This window comes from Collinsella aerofaciens, from assembly GCF_040926185.1.
In the GTDB taxonomy this organism is placed as follows: Bacteria; Actinomycetota; Coriobacteriia; order Coriobacteriales; family Coriobacteriaceae; genus Collinsella; species Collinsella aerofaciens_BC.
This window is the reverse complement of sequence record NZ_JBCOIQ010000021.1, coordinates 19,503-42,705: the sequence shown is the minus strand read 5'-3', so window position 1 is coordinate 42,705 and position 23,203 is coordinate 19,503. Positions and strand designations below refer to the sequence as shown.

Genomic DNA, 23,203 nt, shown 5'->3' with positions numbered 1-23,203 from the left:
GCGACGCGGAAATCGCGCGCTGTTGACGCGCCCCCGCAGTGCCCGCTTCCCCCAAGGACAATTATCAGTGCAGGTAGCTTACCTGGCATGTTCCGGCGTGGTCAGACTAAGCCAAAAAGTCTACTCACTTGCAAAAAAGGGCGCCTCCACAACAGCGAAGGCGCCCTCGGGTGGCAGACCATTTGACTGAATAGGAAAGAAAGGAAAAAATAGGAAAGAAAGGAAAGGAGACTTATGACTGAAACCATCTTCTCCCCCTCATTTGGAAATCGCCCATCCTATCTCGTCGGGCGCGAAACTGTAATTTCGACATTCATATCCGGCCTTGAGCAGGAACCGGGCAATCGCGACCGAGCCATGCTCATGCTTGGACAGCGAGGCAGCGGCAAGACAGTTCTTCTGTGGGAACTTGCCGACCGCGCACGCAAGCTCGGCTTTGTTGTCGCCACGCCTACCGTAGCCTCCGAGGATATGCTCGAGCGCATTGTCGAGAAAATCCAAGAAGCAGGCAAACCTTACGTCAACAAACGCCGCCTTCCCAAACTCGCGAGCGGCAGCCTAAGTGTTTTCGGGCTCTCGGCAGGCCTCGAGTTCACACGAGACGTGCAGGAGACCAAGAGCTTTCAGTTCAAGCTCACGCAGCTCGCGCGCAAACTGACCGAGCAGGGGCACGGCATCCTCATCCTCATCGACGAGCTCCAAGCAAATTCACCCGAGATCAGACAGCTCGTCACCGCCTATCAAGAGCTGGTCGGCGAACGACTCAACGTCGCGCTCGTCATGGCGGGCCTTCCGGGAGCCGTCTGCGCAACACTCAATGACCGTGTGCTGACATTTCTCAACCGCGCTCGAAAGGTCACGCTCGAGCCACTTTCGGTCGGAGATGTCGATACCTATTACCAGCGGGCTTTCGATGAGCTCGGCCTTGATATTCCAAGCGATCTTCGCCTCCGTGCCGCTCGCGCAACCCAAGGCTCGCCCTATATGCTGCAACTCATCGGCTATAACATCGCCAATCGCTGCAGGACAGGCGAACGTGCGACGCAAGGGTTAATCGACGGAGCCATCGAGGCGTCGAAAGTCGATTTCGAAAACGATGTGTGCGAAACGACGCTCGCCGCGCTGTCAGACCAAGACGTCGCGTTTCTCTCCGCAATGACTGATGACGAAGACGCTGTGTCTCGCATTTCTGATGTTGCGAAGCGCATGTCAGTCACACCCGACTATGCGCAAAAGTATCGACGGCGCCTCATCGACGCCGGCGTTATCGAGCAGGCGCGCCGCGGCTACGTGCGCTTCGCCGTCCCCTATATGGCCGATTACCTGCGCAGCCAGCTCTAGGCAACCATCGCAAAGGGGACAGGCACCTTTGTGGTGGGTTGGGCCCGCTTGTCTCGATCTGTAACAGTTAGGCCGTCAAAACCGGGCTTGGCGTTACAGATTGAGATTGTTCGGGCGGCCCCCGTGGTTCGTCTTGATCTGTAACAGATAGAGACGATTTAGCGCGCCAACTGTTACAGATTGAGACGGAAGACCCTAGTCCACGGTGATGTCGAGGTTCTTGCCGACGAGACCTACGTAGCCGCCCTCGGCAGCCTTGGGACTATCTGCGTGGCAGAGAACCCACTTGTCGGCCTTCCAGTAGCAGTAGCTATCACCGGCCGCGGGCATGTCGGCCGCAGCCTCGGGGCGCGGACCGTTGGTGCCGGCGGGCAGCGCAACCATCACCTGGAAGCCACCGTCGTCGACCATGCACGGCGTGTAGTGCAACGTGGTGGCGTAGACCTCGACGAGCGTGCCGGCGGGCGCGCGGAACGCCTTGACCTGCGCGGTGTCGAGCTTGCCGTCGACAATCTGCTCACGCTTGGCGAGCAGCAGAATAAAGTCGCGAGCACCCAGGTTGAACTCGCTCGCGCGGTGATACTCCAAGCAGTTGAGCTTCGTGTTGTGGCCGTTGCACCAGCCCAGCTGGAACGGACGGCCGCCATACATGAGCAGGCCGAGCGCATCGGCGCCCTCGACCTGCTCCAGCTCAGGCGCGGAGGCCACGTACTTGCTGCCCTCGGGGATGGGCGTTGCGGAGAGCGCCTCGACGAGCGGGGCGGTCAGGCTGGACGGGACGTCATCCCACACGCGGCCATAGGGTTTGAATTCGGGGTCGGTAACAGAGTAGATATGCATGTTCGCTCCTGTTCGTTTGTGTGATATTACGAACATTCTAGAACAATCACGCGCGGTTTTAAACGTCCGCCATGTCCGCTCAACAAAAAGGCACCCCCGCATAAGCGAAGGCGCCCAGTGAACTCATTTTGAGCGACGAAACCTTTACGCCTGCTGATAGTGCAGGTGTGCCTCATCGATATCGATCAGATCGCGGTCGAGATAGCGACGCGCGAGCCAATTTGCCATAGGGAGATTCTGGTCCAGGTAGTTACCGCACTCTTCGGGAGCGGCACCGGAGACATCGCCCTCGAAGCCAGCAACAAACTCGAACAACTCGCGCACGAGCGGCAAGATCTCCTCACTCGTCACCTCGCCAAACACAACCAGGTAAAAGCCCGTGCGGCAGCCCATAGGGCCAAAGTAGACAATACGGCTCGACCACTCGGCATGGTTGCGAAGGAACGTCGCGCCCAGATGCTCGATGGTGTGGCACTCGGCCGTGTTCATAACCGGTTCTTTGTTGGGCGTGGTCAAGCGCAGGTCAAAGGTGGTGACGGCGGCACCGGTCGCCGGATCGCGGTCGACGCGGCTCACATACACGCCGGGCTCAAGCAGCAGATGGTCAACGGAAAAACTCGCGATGCGCTCCATGGCAGATCCTCTCGGTAGTCAATTTGGGACAGGGCTCTTTTAGCTGGTCGCAACAATCCCACCCATGATAGCAGTCAAAAAAGCCCCGTCCCAAATGACTACTTTGGGACGGGGCGCCGCGCAGCCGATAATATCGACCGTTCAGCATCTAGTTTTCTGACCCCTCACCTATTGATGCTGCGTCGTCCGCAATGCAGAGCGTGCGAGCAGCTCAACAGCCAAAAACCCGGCAGCGACTGTAATCGCCACCAGACCAATAGATGGCCTGCACTTACAGCACCTGCAAACAAGTTGCGACGGCACCGTAGATATTGGCGTCGTTACCCAGCTGCGCCGGGACCACGTGCGGACGAGGCATATCTTTCAGAAAACCAGTGTAGTGCGCCATGACGTCATCCATCTTACGGTCGAGCGCCTCGAACAGCGCGGGATGGCAGCTGATGCCACCACCAATCGCGAAGACTGCCGGGTCGATGACGCACTGCAGATTCACAAGCACACGATCAAACAGCTCAGCATAGGCATCCAATCCGCGCTGCACGGCGGCGACTTCGGACGCGCTCCCGTGCTCCAGTAGCTCGAAGATCCGTCGGCCATCGAGGGCCTCCAGTCAGCTTCATCCGAAATGCCAAGTTCGACTGCCACGAGATTCTGCAGGCCGTGCCATCCGCTCGAAGTCGCGAACGTATCACGATGATCAAGCGGTTCGCTTACGTTGTTGGACAGGAAGCTGAACTCGCCCGCGAAGCCGCCCGCACCTGTCAGCACCCGGCCGTCAACCACGATGCCTCCGCCGATGCCCGTACCGATTACCGCCACGCAACCCACGTCCACGCCGCGCAACGCGCCGGCAGCGTACTCGCCAAGCGCACAGCTTTTGCCGTCGTTGACAACGGTCACGGGCAGCCCCAGCCGTTCGCGCAGCGCTCGGCCAAGCGGAAACCCGTCCATGTACGGCAGCGCACCACCGCGATGGATCGTCCCGTCTGGATCGACCTCGTAACCGAAGATGCCACCTGGGGCCGAGATGCCCACGCCTACAACCTGTCCGCGATACGGCCCTACGAGTGCCGCGAGCGCGTCGACCAGCTGATCGGCCGAGACGAACGCCGTCGGAATCGAACCACGGTCACCAAACTCGTAGTTCTCATTCACAATCGCCCATTTGACGCTCGTTCCGCCGATATCAATTCCAAACAGCTGCCTCATGGCCGCTCCCCTCTCGCTCAATGCGTCTACATGCTCGCAGGCTCTTCCATAAAGGCCATGAGCCTGCGGTTGAGCAGACGACCCCAAAACGTGCAGATACCGCCCGCCAGGAGCGCGGCGGCTACGGTGCCGATACCGATGCCCACCGCAGCACCCGTACGCACAAGCCCGTAGACCAGCGAGATGCCCACACAGCTCCCGTCAAAGAAATACTTCGCCTTACCAAATTCACAGTGAAACACCTGGGAGAGCGTCTGCACCATGCCGTCGGGCGCAACGGGAACGAGCCGCGCGGAGACGATCGGCGTCACGCCGAGCGCTGTGAACGATACGGCGATGACCAGCATGACCAGGCCATCGATGAGTCCCGTTGCGGTAAATGGAAACAGCCAGATATCCAGCACGTCGATGAAAACGCTAAACAGCAGACTGACGGGTATCTGCAAGAGAATCTTGACATCCGGGTAGCGCACCAGGAGAAGCTGGGCAACCACGAATACGCAATACACGATAAACGATGCCGTACCGAGGCTCAAACCCTCGATGATATACATCAGGTACGGCACCGTACTCATGGGCGCTACACCAAGCCCCGTGCGTGCATTCATTACAACGCCGCAGCTCAGGAATAGAATCCCACATACGTAGACCATCATTCGACGCGTTGGACTCTACCGCATCACATCACTCTCTCGTTCGCATCTTCACCTATCGGCACGAATAGCGCTCCGTAACATCGCCCCAAGGCGTCACTCGTACGCAATCGTCGCCTCGACGGCATGGCGCCAGCCGGCGATCTTTTTGGCTCGCTCGTCAGCGGGCATCGACGGCTCCACGATGCCACGGGCGCCGTAGACGTCGACGACATCGCGCGTATACATGCCCAGCGCGATACCGCAGGCCCAAGCCGCGCCCAGACCGCTCATCTCGTCGTTGCTCGCAATGCGGATGGGCGAGCCGACCAAATCGCTCTCAAACTGCATCAGGTACGCGTCGCGCGTGGGGCCGCCGTCAACACGAAGCTCGGCAAGCGCCGCGCCCGAATCCTCGACCATCGCATCAATGACGTCAAAAATCTGATAGGCGATCGACTCGTCGGCAGCCTTTACGAACTCCGCGCGGCCCGTGGTGCGTGTCATACCAAAAACGCATCCCTCGGCATCACTTGCCCAGTGCGGCGCACCCAGGCCGGTAAACGCCGGCACAAAGTAAACATGGCTCGCCGGGTTGGCGGCGTAGCACAGGTCGGTGACCTCCTCGGGGTTGTTGATGAGCTCCAGGTCGTCGCGCAGCCAGGTCTTGACGGCGCCGGCGTAGCTCACGTTGCCCTCGAGTACATACTCGGTCACGCCATCCATACGCCACGCAAGCGAGCTCGAAAGCCCGTGCGAGCTGGCGACAAACTCGTTGCCGACGTTCATCATGACCGAGCTACCGGTGCCATAGGTCGCTTTGGCCATGCCGCGGCTGTGGCAACCCTGCGCAAACAGGGCCGCATGGCTGTCGCCCAGCACGCCGTGTACCGGCACGGGTGCGGGCAAAAAGCCATCCAGGTCCGTTGTGCCAAACAGACCGTCGGAATCGGTCACCTGCGGCAGGCAGGCCGGATCGATGCCAAAGGCCTCGCACACCGGCTCGCTCCAGCAGCCACGGCGCAGGTCGAAGAGCTGCGTGCGGCTGGCATTGGACCAGTCACAGCGAAACTCCGCGCCGCCCGTGAGCGTCCAGACCACCCAGGCATCGATGGTGCCCAGACACAGCTCACCCGACGCCGCGGCCTCGGCAGCCGCCGGAACGTTCGCGAGAATCCAAGCCATCTTGCCCGCCGGATAGTAGGGCGAGAGCACCAGGCCCGTTGTGTCACGCACCAGCTCTGCCACGCCTTCGCGCGCCGCAAGCTCGTCACACAGCTCACGGGCGCGGGCACACTGCCACACCACGGCGTCGCACAGCGGCTCGCCCGTCGCACGGTTCCAGGCAACGGTGGTCTCACGCTGGTTGGAAATGCCAATGCCGGCGACGTCGGCCGGGTCGACCCCGGTCTCCTCCACCACGGCGCGCGCCACGGCCAGAACGTTGGCCGCGATCTCGGCCGGATCATGGCTCACCCAGCCGGCCTCGTTGACGATCTGGCGATGCGCGCGGTCGGCACGATGAATCAGATGGCCGCCCTCGTCCACCAGCAGCGCCTTGGTGCCCTGCGTGGATTGATCGATTCCGATGATGTAGCGGCCCATGGCCACCCCTTTCAAAATGAATGTGACAAAGGGACTGTCCCTTTGTCACATTCCAATTACTCTGCGGGAAGGAACTCGGCGACCGTCTTGGCAATGCCTTCGCCGGTGAGGCCGTAGTGTGCAAAGACCTCGGGGCTCGTGCCGGTGATGACCGGCGCGTCGGGCAGGCTCAGGCACTTGACCGGACGCGGGCAATGCTCGCCCACGACCTGCGCGACCATGGAACCCAGGCCACCGAAGGGGCTGTGCTCCTCGACGGTCACGACGGCGCGCGTGGCACTGGCGGCCTCGATCACGGCCTCGGCATCGAGCGGCTTGACGCAGTACATGTCGAGCACGGTGGCGGAGATGCCCTGCTCGGCGAGCAGATCAGCGGCGTCCACGGCATGGCGGACCATCTCACCGGTGGCGACAATCGTCACATCGGTGCCGCGACGCACCCAGGTGGCACGGTCCATCTGGAACGGACAGTTATCCTCGGTGTACACGTCCTCGACCGGGTTGCGACCCACGCGGATATAGGCCGGCTTGTTGTCGGCAACCAGGGCGCGCACGAGCTCGGCGGTCTGAAAACGATCGCTCGGCAGATACACGCGCATGTTCGGGATAGCGCTCATGGCGGCGATATCCTGCGCGGAGTGATGGCTCATGCCCAGAGCGCCGTAGGACACGCCGCCCGAGATGCCGATGAGCTTGACGTTGGTGTTGGAGTACGAGACGTCGACCTTGCACTGCTCATACGAGCGCGTGGTCACAAAGGACGCCGGCGAGGCGGCCCAGGCCTTCTTGCCGCACGAAGCCATGCCGGCGGCGATACTCACCAGGTCCTGCTCGGCGATGCCGACCTCGACGGACTGCTGGGGGTACTGATCGAAGAACGGCGTGAGCGATGCGGAGCCGCGGGAGTCGGAGCACAGGACGACGATGTCCTTATCGGTCTCGGCGGCCTCGAGCAGCGTGTCGCAGATAACCTTGCGGTTGGCGATCTTGTTAGCCATTGATGGCCTCCTTATGGGCAGCGAAATCGGCGATGATCTGGGCATATTCCTCATCGTTGGGCAGGTGATGATGCCAGGCGGCCTTGTCCTCCATGACGGGCGAGCCATAGCCCTTCACCGTGTTGAGGATGATGACCGTGGGCTTTCCGCTGGTCTCGGCCGCAAGCGTCAGCGCAGCGTCGATGGCCTGGACGTCGTTGCCCGGAATGGAGAGCACGTTCCAGCCGAAGGCGGCCCAGCGCTCCTCCTGCGAATCCTGCTTCATGACGTCCTCGGTGCTGCCGCTGATCTGCAGGCGGTTGCGGTCCACGAGCGCGCACAGGTTATCGAGCTGGTAGTTGCCGCCGCTCATGGCGCCTTCCCAGACCGAGCCCTCGGCAAGCTCGCCGTCGCCCATGATGGTGTAGACGCGGTAGTCGCGGCCGTCCATCTTGCCTGCAAGCGCCATGCCGACGGCCACGGGCAGGCCATGGCCCAGCGAACCGGAGTTCATCTCGATGCCCTTGAGCTTGTTGTTGGGGTGGCCGATGTAGGGGCTGCCGAACTTGGAGAAGCGGGCCTTGACGTCGTCGAGGTCCAGGTAGCCCTCGTGACACAGCACCGCGTAGTAGGCCTCCATGGCGTGGCCCTTGGAGAGCACGAAGCGATCGCGGTTGGGGTCGTCGACGGTCTCGGGCGAAATGTTGAGGTGGTTGGCATAGAGGGTCATGAGGGCGTCGATCACCGACATGTCGCCGCCAATATGGCCGCCGGCGCCGGCCATGATGATGTCGACGCAATCGCGGCGGAGGTCCCAGCGCAGGGACTCAAGCTCTTCGATAGTTGCCATTTCTACTCTCCTCGCAGGTAGGCTTTGACGTCTTCTTCAATGGGGTCGTACAGGTCGGGCTGGATGCCAAGGTACTTGCACGCCTCATAGAGCACCGGTACCACGTTGGCGTGAATAGCGACGCAGTGATGAATGTAGGGGCCCTCGACGATCTTGGCCTCGAGGCGCTTGAGGTTGTCGACCTCGACCCACAGGTAGGTGCCCATGCCGGCCGGGCCGTCGATGCCGCGGGCGTTGCCCAGCAGCAGCGAATACTCGCCGTTGCCGCCGTCAAAGCGGGCAAGGGTGAGATCGCCGTGCTTGGCCTCGGCCGTCAGCGCGCCGGGGTGGTCGAAAGCCAGCGGGTAGGTGAGCTTGGGCTTGACGGCCGCGCAGCTGCAGGGCCAGGGGCCGCAGTGCTGCAGCAGCTCGCCGTTCTCGTTATCGGGATGGCGCACGGTCCAGTCGGCGAACATGCCGCGGTGACGGCCCAGGTCGGCGGCCTCGACCATCAGCGCGGTGATGGCGCCGTGGATATCGGTCTCGCAGACGACGGGAATGCCCATCTCGTTGAGGATGGCGTTGGCGGCGCAGGGCATAATGCCCAGCTCGTCCTGCAGGGCGTTCCAGCACTGGATGGCGCCGGCGTTGCAGCCGTACTTCTCGACCAGGCGCTTCATGGCGATGGCAAGACCGGCGACCGCGGGGACCTTGTCCTCGGGGATGCAGATCTCAAAGCTGTCGTTGATGTGGGCAAGCATGGCGGCCATGGCCTGCTCGTCGGCCTGGGCGTCGCGCACGGCCTGGACAAGTTCGGTCATGGGGATAGGCGAAAGCTGGATGTTGAACTTCTCGAGCAGCTCGCCCTCGTTGCACATGGTCGACCAGAAGTCGAATGGACGGGTGGCCATCTGCAGGATGCGGGTGTGCTTGAAGGTCTTGACCACGTTGCAAACGGCCAAAAAGTCCCAAACGCCGCGCTCGAACTCGGGGTCGGTCAGGCGGCAGTTGGTCATGTAGGTGAAGGGAACCTGGAAGCGGCGCAGGACCTTGCCGGTGGCGAACAGACCGCACTGGCTATCGCGCAGGCGCGTGCCGTCGGGCTCGGGGCGCTCGTCGCGCGGGCCCCACAGCAGCACGGGCAGGCCGAGCTCGCGGGCAAGGCGAGCGCAAACGTGCTCGGTGCCAAAGTTGGCGTGGCACAGCATGATGCCGTCGACGCCCTCGGCGCGGAACTTCTTGACGATAGGCTCGATATGGCTGTCGTCAAACAGCAGGCCCTCGTCATTAATGTCGTCGATGTCCACGATGTCGACACCGATCTCGCGCAGGCGATCAGCCGTCAGGCCGCGATACTTGATTGCGTCCGGCGCGCTAAAGATACTGCGGCGCGTGGGCACAAAGCCGAGCTTGATCTTGTCCATGTACGTCCTCCCCTAATCACATGTTCAGTAAACAGACGCATGTTTCGTTTTGTTCTGTTTACTAAATGTTTTACTCTACTGTTTAGAAGTTTAACGCGAAATACCCGTAGACGGTAGAGAAATCAGCCTAAACGGTATGTAAACAAACTGAACATACAAGGGCATCAAAAAGAGGGCCCAAAGGACCCTCTCTTAGTAGCGTTATGTATGGCTGCCTTAGCGAGCTTTGCCTCCCTACGGCCCAGCGTTGCCTTTGCCTAGATCTCACGCACGCTTTGGCGCTCGACAAAAACGGTCGACACGGCCGTCTTGCAGGTATAGCTCTTGGGATTGCGGATGTTGCCCACCAGGCGGCGCACCGCGATCTCGCCCACCTCGTGCTTGGGAACATGCACCGTGGTGAGCGGCGGGTTGGAGAAGGCGCCCAAAGACAGGTCGTCAAAGCCGATGATCGAGACATCCTCGGGCACGCGAATACCGTGCTCGTTGAACGCGCGCATGGCGCCCACGGCGAGCACGTCGTTCTCGGCAAAGAAAGCCGTCGGCAGATCGTCGCGCGAGACGCTGTCGAGCCACACGCCCATGTCGCGATAGGCACCCTCGAGCGTGGTGCCCAACGTGACACGCCATGCCGGATTGGCCTCGAGGCCCGCGTCCTCAAGCGCTTGGCGATAGCCGCGCTCGCGGTCCTTAAAGTTGCGGATCCGAAGGTCGCCCGCCAGATAGCCGATTTGCCTGTGGCCTTTCTCGATAAGGTAATCCACGGCACGCAGCACCGAATCGGTGTTGGCGATGACTACGGCATCGAAGTACTGGCGATCGCTCCAGCCGTCGAGCACAATCAGGTGGGCGGCAGCGTCGGCGAACAGGGCGTAGTCCTCCTCGCCCAGCTCGGTACCCATCAGCACGATGGCGGCCGACGGGTCGGCGATCAGGCCCTCGACCTGCGGGCGCACGGCGTCCAGGTCGCTAAAGTCGAGCGAGACAAAGCTCGTGCTCATGCCGTGGCGACGCGCCTGGCGCTCCACGCCCTCGATGACCGCGGGATGGAAGGTGCTCTCGTCCAGGATGGCGCCCGTCTTGCGCGCAAGCACAAACTGGATGCTCTCGAGCTGCGTCGACTGCTGATAGCCAAGCGACTGCGCGCACTCCAGGATGACCTTGGCGGTCTCCTCGCTCACGCTGCGCTTGCGGTTGAGCGCGTTGGACACGGTTGCGGGCGAAAAGCCGGTAATGCGGCTGATCTCGCGGACGCTTGCTTTAGCCATCGTTCCCCCTAGCATCGGTCGCGGCCGAGCATCGTGGCTTGACCGCCCCGTGGCTCGGCAACTAAACGACCGCAAATTCAATCTAAACAGAATAGTAAATGTTTAATAGCTAGTTTAGCCTGTTGTCAAGCGAAGTGGCACGACTATTCCCCCAACGGGCGCATTTGTCCATCTTAACGTTATTACGCAAGGTCTTCGCCATTGCTTGCTATTACGCGTCGGTACCATTCGAAGCTTTTCTTTTTACGTCTCTCAAACGAGCCCGCACCGCTATCGTCTCGATCGACATAGATAAACCCGTAGCGCTTACGCATCTGTCCTGTGGCGACCGAAACCAAATCGATCGGGCCCCAACAGGTATATCCCATGAGTTCCACCCCGTCGAGCTCGACGGTCTCCCTCATCGCCTCGATGTGGGTCCGCAGGTATTCAACTCGATAGTCGTCTTCTATTTCACCCGAATCTTCCGGCACATCAGGAGCACCCAAACCGTTTTCGACGATGAACAGCGGCTTTTGATAGCGATCCCAGATTTCATTCATGGTGACGCGCAGCCCTTTGGGGTCGATAAACCTCCCCCAAGGCTCCTGTTTTAGATACGGATTAGGCGCCGAGCGAAGAAGGTTCGAATCGAACTGACCTTCCGCATGCGCTTTTGCGACGCGCGTCGAGTAATACGAAAACGAGACGAAATCGACCAGGTTTGCAGCCAGTACTTCGCGGTCATCATCCCGATAGGGCACCTCAAAACCATGGCGGGCGTATTCCTTGAGAACATAGCTCGGGTACGCACCGCGCACCTGGACGTCGGTAAACATGTAATGGCTGCGATTCTCAGCCTGCGCAGCCAGCACATCGTCCGGATCACATGTAGCCGGATAGAAGACACCTGCGTTGAGCATGCAACCGATCTTCGCCCCAGGGCACAGTTCATGACACGCCCCGACCGCACGGGCGCTCGCAACCAATACATGGTGCACGGCCGTGTGAACCGTTGCATAGCGATTCTCCCCTTGCTCGAAGATGATCCCCGCCGCCATAAAGCACGCCTGCGTCATGATGTTGATCTCGTTAAAGGTCAGCCAATAATTGACCAATCCCCGATAGCGCTCGAACACGGTACGCGAATATCGCTCGAACAGGTCGACCAACCTGCGATCGCGCCATCCGCCATACGCATCGACGAGATGCATGGGGACATCATAGTGGTTGAGCGTCACCAAAGGCTCAATGTCATGCGCGCGACACGTCCTAAAAACATCCTCGTAAAAGGCAAGGCCTTCTTCATTGGGCTCGGCTTCGTCTCCTTTGGGAAAAATGCGGCTCCAGGCGATTGATAAGCGCAGGCATTTAAAACCCATCTGGGCAAACAGTTCAATATCCTGCTTGTACCTATGGTAAAAATCAATGCCCTTGCGAGCGGGATAGAAGCTGTCGGGTGCCAACGCACGCGGATCAAGGTCTCCCCGCATGACGTCCATGCGTTGATCGCCAAACGGCAGCATGTCGGAATTGGCTAAACCGCGACCGCCTTCGTTCCATCCTCCCTCGCACTGGTTTGCAGCCAGAGCCCCGCCCCATAAAAAATCTTCTCTAAACATTATGGTGTCGTCCTTTCTATCAAATTCCCGGCCCACACTGTCGAACGCAACGGACTCGGCAAGTGCCGCGCAACAGCACAGTACCGTTGCGCGGCCAAGGGGTCGGACCGCGCAACGGCTGGGGAGCATATTTGTGTAGTAGCCTCTTATGCCTCGACGGATTCAACGGCCTCAGAATCGCCGCTCTTGGACTTCAACGGCATCTTCTCCTGTCCTTCAAATCCAAAAATCATCGCCAACGCAAACGTCACGGCACCGCCAGCAAGACACCCGATGGTGCCAGGGATGATATCCTGAGCAAACATGAGCACGTTCATCCATGGGAAACCAACGCCAGTGAAGATATAGACGTTGGCATGAAGAAGGCTTACCAGCAGACCACCAACAGCACCACCAATCATGTTCCAGGCAAGAGCCTTCTTGTCGCGAAACAGGATGCCGTAGATGATGGGCTCACTCATGCGACCGAAGGCATAGGTGATGAACAAGTTCCAGCCCGTGGCTCGACTCTCCTTGCCCTTAGCGCGCAGGCCATAGGCGAGCGCGATGGCAAGCGTGGTGTAGGCTACAACCGCGGTGCCGGGGTATAAGATGGCGTCGTAACCGTTCTGGAGCGCGGCGGGCAATATGGCGGTATAGATCGGCACGTGCATGCCGGTGGCGATGATCAGATTCCAGAATGCGCCGATAACCGCGGTCGCAGCGGGACCGGCAACAGAGGCGAGCCAAATGATGAAATCGGCCACAAGGCCCATGACAAATTGGACGGCAGGGCCGCAGAGGCACAGCGCGACCGGCAACATCACGAGCACCGTACCCACGGGTACGATCAGAATGCGCAACATATCAGGCGAGATCTTCTTAAAGAAGCGCTCAACATAGGACTGGGCCCAGGTGATCAAGATGACCGGAAGAACAGCCTGGGTGTAGTTGACGAGCTGCATGGGGATGCCGAAGACGCTGAAAGGCTTTCCGTCCTCAACAATAGCGAGCATGTCGGGATAAATCATCACAACAGCGATGAGCAGTGCCAGCACAGGACTCGTTTTGAACTTCTTAGCCGAGCTATAGGCGGCAAACACCGGGAAGTAGTAATACGCCGCATCGCCCACCAGGGAAAGGATCCGATACAGGTCGCTCGTTTCGGACATAAAACCGGCGCCTTCGGGCCCAAACAGAATAACGAGCATCTTGAAGATACCGGCGACACAAAAGATCGGAAGGATCGGGGTGATAGCGCCGCTCACGGCATCGAGCAGCTGATTGAAGAGGTGCTTGGGCGCCAAGCGCTCCTTCCAGCTAAGCTGAGGGCCATCGAGTTCCTCGTCAATCGATACCGTGACCTCGAATCCGCCCTGCTTACAAACCTCGTCGTAGACCTTGTCGACCGTGGGCCCGACCACCAGCTGCACCTGCCCTCCGGCGTGCACGACGCTGATGATAGACGAGATGTCCTCAAGCTTCTCATCATTCGAGAGGCTTTCATCCTTGAGGTTGAAGCGCAGGCGCGTCATGCAATGCGTAACCGAAGCCACGTTTTCCGCCCCGCCCACAGTGGAGAGAATCTGCTCTGCCACCTTTTTGTAATTTGCCATCATTGGCTCCTTTGCACAATCTTGGCTTACTGTTCGAATCGGCAAAGGTCATGCCCCGAATGGCTACGGGTTACAATCCTTTTTTGGAGATGATCCGGTTGAGATGGATCATCAGATAGAGTTCCTCCTCCTCGGAGAGCGTGGCGTCCCACGTTTCACGACAATAGGAACCGATATGCTTCACGCACTCTGCCAACTGCGGAAACTCCTCACGAAAGTTCTTGTACATCTGCATGTTGGCGCTGTTCAGCGACTCGCCGGCTTGAATGCGCTTGAACAGGTACCGCAGATGCGTGGCGAAGCGGGTGAAATCAAAGGAATCGCGGTCGACAATAATGCGGAAATCGCTTTCGAGAATCTCGATAACGTCCTCGAGCATATCGTCGAACTGCTTTGCGGGCTCGGCCGTGGCTTTGACGGCTTCAACAACCCGTGCGTTCACGAGATTCATCGCAATACTGGCAATCTCATCCTTGGGAAGCCGCTCTCCGAGCTCCTTCTCGAGTCGCATGACGATAAACTGGGCAGCCTTGTATTCCTTCGGATACGTCTCCCGCACTTCATAGGCAAGAGGCATCGCGATGCGGACCCCCTTTTGGGCTCGCGCAACGGCAAACGACAGGTGATCAGCCATGAACAGCGTCGCATTGGTCGAGAGGTCGTAGGGCAGTTCGTTGGCAACGATGTCCATAACTTTCGCCGCAAACATCACGATATCCGAGGGAAGATCCCTCATGACATCTTGTCCTTTAGGATCAATGTCGTAAAACGTATGCTCGATTTTAGAAAGAGGGAGCTCTCGAGGAAAATCTCCGCCGAAACCGACGCCCCTGCCCATGGCGATGACATCTCGCCCCTGTCCGTCACGGCAAAGAACCGCGTTGTTGTTAAGCTTTTTAATTGCAAGCATGGTGAACCTCCTTTCAAGAACACTCACAGAAAAAGGCATGATAGCCAATAGCAGTGCTATTGCGGTCATGCCTTACGTAACAATCCGTGTTGTATTGCTCTTGGGCATGCCTCCACACAGGAGTAACAATCCAAGATGCAGAATGCATTATAGCGCTCTCCCCGCCCCGAGGACCATCGGGCTGGCGAACGGTAGATGTCGGCCCGCCAGCGGCCACATCGAGCAGATGGGCGTGCTTCGATCCCGAGCCTAGCCTAGGATGCGGGCCATGCGCGCCTTGAACTCGGACAGAAAGCGCGGGGCGTCCACGGTGAGCGCCACAAGCGCACTCTTGTCCGGATCGGACAGGCGGTGCTCATCGCAAATGGTGCGGCCGCGATACTCGCCCAACAGGTCGACGCGCAAATTGCAGCCGAGCGCGCCCACGAGCGTGGGGTCAATCGCCACGGCAACGGCCAACGGGTCGTGCAGCGCGCAGCCGCCCAGGTAGGGCGCGTTCATCTCGTACGAACCGATATAGTGCTCGACCATGCCCGCAAACGCGCAGCCCGCCATGGTGCCCGACCCCGTCCAGCCCGCGATATCGCGGCGCGTGAGCACCACGCGGTGCGTCACGTCCAGCCCCACCATGGTGAGCTTGCGGCCCGAGCGCAGCACCGCGTCCGCGGCCTCGGGGTCGCTTGCCATGTTGGCCTCGGCGCCCGCGCTCACGTTGCCGGGCACGGTAAGGGCGCCCCCCATCACGACCACGCGGCCAACGGACATCATCGCCGCCGCATCGCGCTCCAGGGCGAGCGCCATGTTGGTGAGCGGGCCGGTTGCCACATAGACCAGGTCGGGGCCATAGGTGCGCGCGGCATCGATGAGGTAATCGACCGCAGCGTTGCCCTCGGCCGTCGTAGCGCCCACCGGCTCGTAAGGCGAATCGGGCACGCTCGCACCGCCAATGCCGTTTTTGCCGTGAATGAGCGTTGTGGACGCCGGCGGCGTATAGGGCTCGGTCGCCCGCAGAGGACGATCGGCGCCCAGGTACACCGGCACCTCGGGGCGGCCGAGCAAGTCGAGCACCGCCAAGCAATTGTGCGCCGACTGCTCGACGCGCACATTGCCAAAGCACGTCGTAATACCCACGAGCTCCACCTCGGGGCTCGCGATGGCGTAAGCGAGCGCCATAGCGTCGTCTACACCCATATCCAGATCAAGGATCAGCTTCTTGGTTGCCATCGTTCTACTCCGCTTCTCCGTCTTTATCGTTTAACCAAACCAATGTTCAACTTCGGCGCGCGTGGGAATCGACTGCTGAGCACCCAGGCGCGATACCGTCACGGCCGAGGCACGAGCGCCCGCGGCCATGCACTCAAAAAGCGGCAAGCCCTGCAGACGAGCCGCCGCAAGTGCACCGATAAACGTATCGCCCGCGGCGGTCGTATCGACCACCTCGCTCGACAGCGCCGGCACGCGCAACAGCTCACCGTCGTCGCCAAGCGTGACCGAACCGGCACCTCCCAGCGTGATAACCGCAGCGCCGGCTCCTTTGCCGAGCAACGCCTTGAGCGCGGCGGCGCAGCTCGCATCGTCCGTAGGCAGAATGCCCGTCAGCACCTGGCACTCGGTCTCGTTTGGGCACACCAGGTCCACCGCGGGCCACGCCCCAGCCGGCAAATCGTAGGCAGGAGCCGGGTTAAAGACCGTATAGAACCCCAGGCCGTGAGCGCAGGCGAGCGCCGCGGCCGTCGCCATCAGGTCGCACTCGCCCTGGGCGATAAAGACGCCGCCAGCCGCTGGGGCGAGGTCGCAGACGTCCGCGCCGAGCTCATCGGCCACCAGACAACGCAGGGCACCGGCAACATCCTCGCCCGTAAGTGCATGGTTGGCGCCCGGCGACAGTACGATACGATTGTCGCCCTCGCAGCGAATGATGGTCGCCGTGCCGGTCTCCACGTCGTCGCGACGCGCCACGAACTCAACGCCCACGCCGGCATTCTGGAGTCCCGCCACGAGTGCTTCGCCAAACGCATCGCGTCCGACAGCGCCAATCATGCATGTGCGCGCGCCCATAAGCGCAGCGGCCACAGCTTGGTTGGCGCCCTTGCCGCCGGCGTTGGTGATAAAGCCGCTGCCGCCGACGGTCTCGCCCGCGCGCGGCATGTGCTCGCACGCCACCGAAAGGTCCATGTTCATGCTGCCGAACACCGCAACGATGCCGCGATCTGCCATGGAAACCTCCTTGCCCAGGGTGCCTTATGCCCCCTTCTCGACCGTCGATCACGCGCTTACGCGCTTTCTATAACTTTAGTTCAACTTGATGTGGACGCGCGCTTGAGCTTGTGCCAGCAGCAAGCATTCACAGGAGCGGGCAGCTACAATAAATATGTGCTGATTATTCTCGTCATTGGATGATGTTTTATGGAACAATTCCCGCAATCGAGCTCGCGCGACCCGCGCCGTACGGGCAACGAGCCGGCGCCGCACGAACGCCCGCGCGCCGAGCGCCGCACCGGCGAGTCGCGACGCGCCCCGAGCCCCCATCGTTCGCCCGCCAACAAAGCGAACCATGCCAGCGCCGCCACCGCAGACCAGACGCCCGCTCGTCCCAAATCCCGCTACATTCCCGCCCTCGACGGCCTGCGCACGCTCGCCGTTGTCGCGGTGGTGCTCTACCACCTCAACCTCACATGGGCGCAAGGCGGCTTGCTCGGCGTCACGATCTTCTTTGTGCTTTCGGGCTATCTGATCACGCGCCTGCTGCTCAACGAAGTCGCCAAGACCGGACGCATCGACCTCAAGAGCTTCTGGATTCGCCGCATCCGCCGCCTGTTCCCCGCCGTAGTGACCGTCGTGGTGGTGACCTGCGCGCTGTGCACGATCTTTAACCACGTGATGCTCACCAAGATGCGTCCCGACATCCTGCCGTCGCTGCTGTTCTTCAACAACTGGTGGCAGATTGCGCAGGACGTCTCGTACTTCAACGCCTTGGGCGACCCCTCGCCGCTCACGCACTTTTGGTCGCTCGCCATCGAGGAGCAGTTCTACCTGGTTTGGCCGCCGCTGCTGCTTGCCATGGTATCCATGCACATGAGCAAGCCCAGCACGCGCCGCGTGGTTCTGGGCTTGGCTGCGGTTTCCGCCATCGCCATGATGGTGCTCTACAACCCTGCCGCCGACCCCAGCCGCGTGTACTACGGCACCGACACCCGCGTGTTCTCACTGCTGCTGGGCGCCTGGATGGCCTTTATCCCCGATCGCGACCTGGCGCCCGTGCGCCTCGCGCATCGTCTGGGGCTCGACCGCCTGGTTGGCGCCGCCAGGCACGGAAAGAATGCCGAGAACAAACAGGGTACGAAGGCCGACAACGCAGCCGAGACTGCCCCAGCCCAGCCGAGCGCGCTCGTACGCTTTTGGTCCTCACCCGCATCCATCGATGTGTTGGGCGTCGTGGGCCTGGTTGGCCTTGCCGCCATGGTCGCGCTCACCAACGGCTACACGGCATTCCAGTATCGCGGAGGCACGCTGCTGTGCTCCATCCTTACGCTCATGGTCATCGCGGCCTGCGTGCAGCCCCAGGGAATGGTGGCCCGCGCGCTATCCGCCGAGCCGCTCGTATGGGTTGGCAAGCGCTCCTACAGCATCTACCTGTGGCACTATCCGCTGTTGCTGCTCATGAACCCGGTCGCCAACATCAACGATACGCCCTGGTGGCAGTACATTTTGCAGGTACTGCTGGTGGTCGCCGTGGCCGAGTGCTCCTACCGCTTTATCGAGACGCCGTTTAGGAAGGGCGTCTTCGGACGCACCGTCTCCGAGTTCCGCAATGGCACCACCACGCCTGCCAATTGGGTGCGCGCGCATATTCCCGTTTGCGCCGCCTGCGCTGTCGTACTGGTCGTTGCACTGGGCGGCTTGATCTTTGTGCCCGAGACGTCTGCACTCAGCGGCGAAGGTGCCGAAGTCCTCAACAAAGAAGCCAAAAACGCCACGCCTAAGGACCAGCAAGCGGCAGACGACACTGACAAGGACAACGACGGCTTCGCGGACGGCTCCTACGACCTGCTGATGATCGGCGACTCCGTATCGCTGCGCGCCGTGGATTCCTTTGATGGCGTGTTCCCGCACAGTCATATCGATGCCGAAAAGGGCCGCCAATTCGATGCGGGCCGTGCGACATTTGAGGGCTATATCCAGCAGAACCTTGCCGGCAAAATCGTGGTCTTTGCCCTGGGCACCAACGGCTTGGTGACCGACGACCAGATCGATGCCATCATGTCCCATGCCGGAGACAAGCGCATCGTGGTGTTTGTAAACACGCGCAGCCCGCAGCCGTGGGTTGGTTCGACCAACCAGGCCATTGCCAACGCTGCCACGCGCTACAAGAACGTGCGCGTTGTCGACTGGTACGGATACAGCGCTAACCGAAATGACCTGTTCGACGGCGATGGCACGCATCTATCGACCACCGGCGTGACCGAGTATCTCAACTTGATCCACGACGCGGTCAAGAAGGACCTGCCCGTGCACCCCGAGGACCACGTCAACGACCCGCAGCCGGCGGCCGTCAAGTCTGCCACCGACGCACTCGTCAACGCGCTCGCCTTCAAGCCGCACAAGCTAGGCACCGACAAGTAATCTGGCAGTTAGGGACACTCCTTCTATGCCGGCCCCTTGGGACACTCCCGCGACAAGTGAAAGCCGCCCCCGGGCTGTCAATTCCAGTCCGGGGGCGGCTTCGCAACAACATGCCAAGGGGTCGTGGGCAAAAAAGGGCAAATATGAGTACTGTTACCATTTTAGTAGCAGGCAAAACCGCCCAAAATGGCGTCCGTGCGACCCCCTGCAAACCACTAAAGCGGCCAACCTAGCTGGATTAGAGCCTGTTGTGGCAAATTTTAATGTACACACTCTAGATTGTGTACATTATCTTTTTGCACATAAATACCATCGCCTTAGCAACAGTACTCATTTTTGGCATTTTTTGCCCATTGCCATATAACTAACCCCCTATAGCAAGCAAAAAAACAAGCCGCAACCCATTGCTGCGGCCTGCTCGAAACCCAAAAGGGACGTTAAGCGCTGTAACCCATCGCCTGCAGCACAAACATGACGACCGTCAGCACCGTAATCACGCCGATGGTCGCCCACGTGAGCACGTTCCACACGCGGCCGTTGCGGTTGGCGCCCATAATGTGGCGGTCGGCGGCGATAACCACCTGGAACACCAGAACCACGGGCAGCAGCACGCCGTTGATGACCTGCGAGGTCATCATAATCTGGAACAGATCGACACCGGGCATGAGCACCAGCACGGCAGAGATACCGATAATAGCCGTAATGATGCCACGGTAGACCGGAGCCTCGTCCCAGCTGCGGTCGGCGCCGCGCTCCCAACCAAAAGCCTCGCAGATGGCGCTGGACGTAACGCCCGGCAGCACGCAGGCAGCCAAGAAGCTCGCGGCGACCAGGCCCGAGGCGAACAGCACCGTGGACCACTGACCCGCGATAGGTTCCAGCGCACGGGCGGCGTCGGCAGCGTCGCTAATCTGGATACCCGCCGGGAACAGCACCGTGCCGGTCGTGATGATAATGAAGCCGGCGATGATATCGGCAGCGATCGAGCCGCTTACGGTATCGATACGCTGCAGCACGATATCGTCCTCGCCCGCATTCTTATCGACCACGTTATTCTGCGCCAGGAAGATCATCCACGGCGCAATGGTAGTACCAATCGTTGCAACCACGAGCGACACGTAGTTGGGATCATTTTGAATGTTGGGGACGACCAAGTCGACCGCGACCTCGCCCCAATTGGGGCCAGCCATAAACGCGGCGACAATGTAGGTCACAAACACGCAGCTCACCAGCAGCAAAATCTTCTCGATACGCTGGAAACTGCCCGACATGGTAAGCATCCACACCAGCAGCGCCACGAGCGGCACCGAGATGCTCGCCGGAACGCCAAAGAGGGCAAGGCCGCTCGCAATTCCCGCAAACTCCGAGATAGTCACGGCCGTGTTGGCGATCAACAGCGCCGCCATGGCCAGCACGCTCTTGCGCACGCCGAAGCGCTCGCGGATGAGCGAAGCCAGGCCCTTACCCGTGACACAACCGCAGCGCGCCGCGGTCTCCTGCGTCACGATAAGCAGCACGGTCATGACGGGGAGCATCCAGAGCATCTTGTAGCCATAGCTGGCGCCCGCGCTGGAATACGTGGCGATGCCGCCAGCGTCATTGCCCGAAAGCGCCGCCAGCAGACCAGGGCCCATAGCGCCAAAGATGGCGGCAATGGTCAGCTTTTGCTTGGTGCTCGGCTTTTGCTTCGTGTTTTGCACGCGACCACCTATCCCATGACCGACATGGTGAGCAACACCGCAGCGGTGCAGTACGCCACACACGAGATCATGACGGCAATAACGTTCATGGCGGTACCCGACGTATTGAGGTCGTGCTCATCGCGCCAGAACAGCACCATCAGATAGATCACGGCGCTCATGTTGCCAACCAGGCAAATGATGGCAGCGATGTTAAAGCACCCGGTAAAGAGCTGCTCCTCGAACATGGGGGCATCGGGGAACGCGGCAGTACGCACCAGCTGGGCGCACAGGTAAGTCACGAGCGACAAGATCAGGCCCATGCCCGTGCTCTGGAAGAAGAATCCCAGGTACGGTTTGGGCTCGTCGTCGTGCCCGTCGTACTCCAGGAAGTAGTTCTTGACGAACGACACCATGCGCGAGGCCGCCAGCAGCACGAGCGGCATGGCGCACATGGGGAACACCACCAGATGCGCGGAGCCGAGCGCCGTTCCCAGCACGGTCGCCATGATGCACGACGCGATGCCCCATACAACAACCCAGTACTGGCGATGCACGAACCAGCTGAGCACGTTCGTCGAGTCGTCCGACGCGCTATCGCCCGAGCCGACACCGGCGATCTGCAGGTCCTCCTGATGCTCCTCAGCGATAACGTCCATGGCGTCGTCGAAGGTTACGATACCCAGGATATGACGGTTCTCATCGCAGACAGGGATGGCAACCAGGTCGTACTTGGTCATCTCGTCCGTCACGTCTTCCTGGTCCTCGTCGGGCGACACATAGACCAGGTCGCGATAGGCCAGCTGACCCAGCGTGGCGTCGCGGTCGGCTACGATCAGCGTGCGCAGCGAAAGCACGCCGGTGAGCATGCCGCTCGGATCCTCGGTATAGACGTAGTAGACGCTCTCGAAGTCCTCGTCGAGCTCGCGAATCGCCTCGATGGCGTCACCGACCGTTGCCGTGGCGGGCAGGGAGACAAACTCCGAGGTCATGATGCGGCCGGCGGTGTTGTCCTCATACCCCAGCAGGTTACGAATCGCCTTCTCCTCCTTGACGCCCATCAGGCGTAGGAGCTTCTCGGCCTTCTCGTAATCGAGCTCGTCGATCAGATCGGCGGCGTCGTCCGGGTCCATCATGGCCAGCATCGACGATGCGTCGGTGTCGGACAGGCCCTCGAGCATCTCGGTCATAAGCTCGTCGTCATCGAACTCCGAGATGGCCTCGGCGGCCTGGGCAGTATCGAGCTGCGCAAACACCTGCGCACGCAGGCGCGGGTCGAGCTGCTCGATAATGTCGGCGATGTCGGCAGGGTGCAGCTCGCCGAGCGTCTTGTGCGACACCGAGAGTTGAATGTTCTTGGTCGAGCGGTCGAGCAGGTCCATGTAGGACCAAGCGATGATGTCCTCGCTGAGCGGCTTGCCCAGGTGCTTCATAAAGCCTTCGACGATATGCTCGAGCGCGGGGCTGATGGCACGTAGCAGACCGCGGGCACCGACCTCGGCGCCCAGCAGGCGCAGCTGATTTTCGCCCGACATGGAAAACTTGATGTCGTTGACGCGCACGACCTTCATGCCCTGCGTGTCGACAATCTGCTTGTTGAGCACGTCGCGGGCAAGCAGGAGCTCGGTCGGCTGCAGGTACGAAAAACGGATTTCGGTGGCCGGCGACTTAAGGTGTACGCCCGTCTCGTCGATACGGTCGACCCATTTGCGCCAGCTGATCATAAACGGCGTCTTGCCGGGTCCGCGGAACGCGAGCGACGTCACGTGCGGAAAGACTTCGCCGGTAGCAATGCCAAAATCGTTCACAACGCCGAGCTTTTCGCCGTCGACGTCCAAGACCGGCAATTTGAGCATCTCACTCAGATAATTCAATGGTGCTCCCCATCATTATTCCTCCGGACGCGGCCGCGCGTGCGGCGTCCGGGGGCTTCTGGATATGTATACGCATGCGCGGGCGGCACGCCGCTCGACGCTTACACCCCGTGCATGCGCAGAAAGCACCTGCATGGGGTCATCGACTGTATGGTCGAGGTTT

At 60.6% G+C, this 23,203-nt stretch carries 19 protein-coding genes; 2 read left to right on the top strand and 17 right to left on the bottom strand.

The genetic code is table 11. The features are described from left to right. The first annotated feature begins 234 nt into the window (after positions 1-234). Positions 235-1,341, top strand: a complete 1,107-nt coding sequence (locus AB5750_RS08315) for an ATP-binding protein (protein ID WP_117747030.1) — start codon at positions 235-237, stop codon at positions 1,339-1,341. Positions 1,342-1,536: 195 nt separating this feature from the next. Here AB5750_RS08315 and AB5750_RS08310 read toward each other — a convergent pair whose 3' ends face one another. The 15 genes from AB5750_RS08310 to AB5750_RS08240 all read right to left on the bottom strand — a co-directional run bounded on the left by AB5750_RS08310 (position 1,537) and on the right by AB5750_RS08240 (position 17,081). After that, entirely contained in the window at positions 1,537-2,181 is a 645-nt protein-coding gene (locus tag AB5750_RS08310) for a DUF4867 family protein (RefSeq protein WP_346963377.1), read from the bottom strand. A gap of 144 nt (positions 2,182-2,325) precedes the next feature. Continuing rightward, entirely contained in the window at positions 2,326-2,814 is a 489-nt protein-coding gene (locus AB5750_RS08305; protein WP_368146171.1) for an S-ribosylhomocysteine lyase, read from the bottom strand. A gap of 271 nt (positions 2,815-3,085) precedes the next feature. Further along, positions 3,086-3,388 (bottom strand): ROK family protein, encoded by a 303-nt coding sequence (locus tag AB5750_RS08300; RefSeq protein WP_368146173.1) that lies wholly within the window; start codon positions 3,386-3,388, stop codon positions 3,086-3,088. Next, positions 3,304-4,023, bottom strand: a complete 720-nt coding sequence (locus AB5750_RS08295; protein WP_368146169.1) for an ROK family protein — start codon at positions 4,021-4,023, stop codon at positions 3,304-3,306. Before AB5750_RS08295 ends, AB5750_RS08300 begins: the two co-directional genes overlap by 85 nt. Positions 4,024-4,049: 26 nt before the next feature. Beyond that, entirely contained in the window at positions 4,050-4,676 is a 627-nt protein-coding gene (locus tag AB5750_RS08290) for a YczE/YyaS/YitT family protein (protein WP_294121706.1), read from the bottom strand. Between the two features lie 96 nt (positions 4,677-4,772). Continuing rightward, positions 4,773-6,260, bottom strand: a complete 1,488-nt coding sequence (locus AB5750_RS08285) for an FGGY family carbohydrate kinase (protein ID WP_368146168.1) — start codon at positions 6,258-6,260, stop codon at positions 4,773-4,775. 56 nt (positions 6,261-6,316) lie between these two features. Next, positions 6,317-7,258 carry a transketolase family protein gene (locus AB5750_RS08280; protein ID WP_368146167.1) on the bottom strand — a complete coding sequence of 314 codons (942 nt, stop codon included), beginning with the start codon at positions 7,256-7,258 and terminating at the stop codon, positions 6,317-6,319. Then, the gene (locus AB5750_RS08275) at positions 7,251-8,087 is read right to left on the bottom strand and encodes a transketolase (protein ID WP_199588805.1); all 837 of its coding nucleotides are present in this window, start codon (positions 8,085-8,087) and stop codon (positions 7,251-7,253) included. The genes AB5750_RS08280 and AB5750_RS08275 overlap by 8 nt, the downstream gene beginning before the upstream one ends. Before the next feature lie 2 nt (positions 8,088-8,089). Beyond that, on the bottom strand, positions 8,090-9,490 hold the full coding sequence (locus tag AB5750_RS08270) for an L-fucose/L-arabinose isomerase family protein (protein WP_368146165.1): 1,401 nt from the start codon (positions 9,488-9,490) through the stop codon (positions 8,090-8,092). Positions 9,491-9,747: 257 nt separating this feature from the next. Then, the gene (locus AB5750_RS08265; RefSeq protein ID WP_368146163.1) at positions 9,748-10,758 is read right to left on the bottom strand and encodes a LacI family DNA-binding transcriptional regulator; all 1,011 of its coding nucleotides are present in this window, start codon (positions 10,756-10,758) and stop codon (positions 9,748-9,750) included. Between the two features lie 182 nt (positions 10,759-10,940). Continuing rightward, positions 10,941-12,359, bottom strand: coding sequence for a 6-phospho-beta-glucosidase (locus AB5750_RS08260; RefSeq protein ID WP_368154979.1), 1,419 nt, complete (start codon positions 12,357-12,359; stop codon positions 10,941-10,943). 146 nt (positions 12,360-12,505) lie between these two features. Further along, positions 12,506-13,954 (bottom strand): PTS transporter subunit EIIC, encoded by a 1,449-nt coding sequence (locus AB5750_RS08255; protein ID WP_368146162.1) that lies wholly within the window; start codon positions 13,952-13,954, stop codon positions 12,506-12,508. Positions 13,955-14,024: 70 nt separating this feature from the next. After that, entirely contained in the window at positions 14,025-14,864 is an 840-nt protein-coding gene (locus AB5750_RS08250) for a PRD domain-containing protein (protein WP_229030469.1), read from the bottom strand. Positions 14,865-15,113: 249 nt separating this feature from the next. Further along, positions 15,114-16,088, bottom strand: coding sequence for a nucleoside hydrolase (locus AB5750_RS08245; RefSeq protein WP_368146161.1), 975 nt, complete (start codon positions 16,086-16,088; stop codon positions 15,114-15,116). A 30-nt stretch (positions 16,089-16,118) separates the two neighbouring features. Continuing rightward, positions 16,119-17,081, bottom strand: coding sequence for a ribokinase (locus AB5750_RS08240; RefSeq protein WP_368146160.1), 963 nt, complete (start codon positions 17,079-17,081; stop codon positions 16,119-16,121). Between the two features lie 189 nt (positions 17,082-17,270). Here AB5750_RS08240 and AB5750_RS08235 point away from each other — a divergent pair, with 189 nt between their 5' ends. Further along, positions 17,271-19,487, top strand: a complete 2,217-nt coding sequence (locus AB5750_RS08235; RefSeq protein WP_368146158.1) for an acyltransferase family protein — start codon at positions 17,271-17,273, stop codon at positions 19,485-19,487. Positions 19,488-19,924: 437 nt separating this feature from the next. On the opposite strand, the gene AB5750_RS08230 is transcribed toward AB5750_RS08235, so the two are convergent. Beyond that, the gene (locus AB5750_RS08230; protein WP_195535982.1) at positions 19,925-21,121 is read right to left on the bottom strand and encodes an Nramp family divalent metal transporter; all 1,197 of its coding nucleotides are present in this window, start codon (positions 21,119-21,121) and stop codon (positions 19,925-19,927) included. A gap of 74 nt (positions 21,122-21,195) precedes the next feature. Further along, complete coding sequence (locus AB5750_RS08225) at positions 21,196-23,040, bottom strand: magnesium transporter (RefSeq protein WP_368146157.1); 1,845 nt, start codon at positions 23,038-23,040, stop codon at positions 21,196-21,198. Between the last annotated feature and the right edge of the window lie 163 nt (positions 23,041-23,203).

What these genes read in the sequence shown, in the direction of transcription:
- AB5750_RS08250 (WP_229030469.1), bottom strand. Translation starts at nt 14,864, where the DNA reads ATGCTTGCAATTAAAAAGCTTAACAACAACGCGGTTCTTTGCCGTGAC.
- AB5750_RS08295 (WP_368146169.1), bottom strand. Translation starts at nt 4,023, where the DNA reads ATGAGGCAGCTGTTTGGAATTGATATCGGCGGAACGAGCGTCAAATGG.
- AB5750_RS08235 (WP_368146158.1), top strand. Translation starts at nt 17,271, where the DNA reads ATGGAACAATTCCCGCAATCGAGCTCGCGCGACCCGCGCCGTACGGGC.
- AB5750_RS08230 (WP_195535982.1), bottom strand. Translation starts at nt 21,121, where the DNA reads ATGGGCCCTGGTCTGCTGGCGGCGCTTTCGGGCAATGACGCTGGCGGC.
- AB5750_RS08260 (WP_368154979.1), bottom strand. Translation starts at nt 12,359, where the DNA reads ATGTTTAGAGAAGATTTTTTATGGGGCGGGGCTCTGGCTGCAAACCAG.
- AB5750_RS08280 (WP_368146167.1), bottom strand. Translation starts at nt 7,258, where the DNA reads ATGGCTAACAAGATCGCCAACCGCAAGGTTATCTGCGACACGCTGCTC.
- AB5750_RS08270 (WP_368146165.1), bottom strand. Translation starts at nt 9,490, where the DNA reads ATGGACAAGATCAAGCTCGGCTTTGTGCCCACGCGCCGCAGTATCTTT.
- AB5750_RS08315 (WP_117747030.1), top strand. Translation starts at nt 235, where the DNA reads ATGACTGAAACCATCTTCTCCCCCTCATTTGGAAATCGCCCATCCTAT.
- AB5750_RS08310 (WP_346963377.1), bottom strand. Translation starts at nt 2,181, where the DNA reads ATGCATATCTACTCTGTTACCGACCCCGAATTCAAACCCTATGGCCGC.
- AB5750_RS08255 (WP_368146162.1), bottom strand. Translation starts at nt 13,954, where the DNA reads ATGGCAAATTACAAAAAGGTGGCAGAGCAGATTCTCTCCACTGTGGGC.
- AB5750_RS08275 (WP_199588805.1), bottom strand. Translation starts at nt 8,087, where the DNA reads ATGGCAACTATCGAAGAGCTTGAGTCCCTGCGCTGGGACCTCCGCCGC.
- AB5750_RS08265 (WP_368146163.1), bottom strand. Translation starts at nt 10,758, where the DNA reads ATGGCTAAAGCAAGCGTCCGCGAGATCAGCCGCATTACCGGCTTTTCG.
- AB5750_RS08305 (WP_368146171.1), bottom strand. Translation starts at nt 2,814, where the DNA reads ATGGAGCGCATCGCGAGTTTTTCCGTTGACCATCTGCTGCTTGAGCCC.
- AB5750_RS08240 (WP_368146160.1), bottom strand. Translation starts at nt 17,081, where the DNA reads ATGGCAGATCGCGGCATCGTTGCGGTGTTCGGCAGCATGAACATGGAC.
- AB5750_RS08285 (WP_368146168.1), bottom strand. Translation starts at nt 6,260, where the DNA reads ATGGGCCGCTACATCATCGGAATCGATCAATCCACGCAGGGCACCAAG.
- AB5750_RS08290 (WP_294121706.1), bottom strand. Translation starts at nt 4,676, where the DNA reads ATGGTCTACGTATGTGGGATTCTATTCCTGAGCTGCGGCGTTGTAATG.
- AB5750_RS08245 (WP_368146161.1), bottom strand. Translation starts at nt 16,088, where the DNA reads ATGGCAACCAAGAAGCTGATCCTTGATCTGGATATGGGTGTAGACGAC.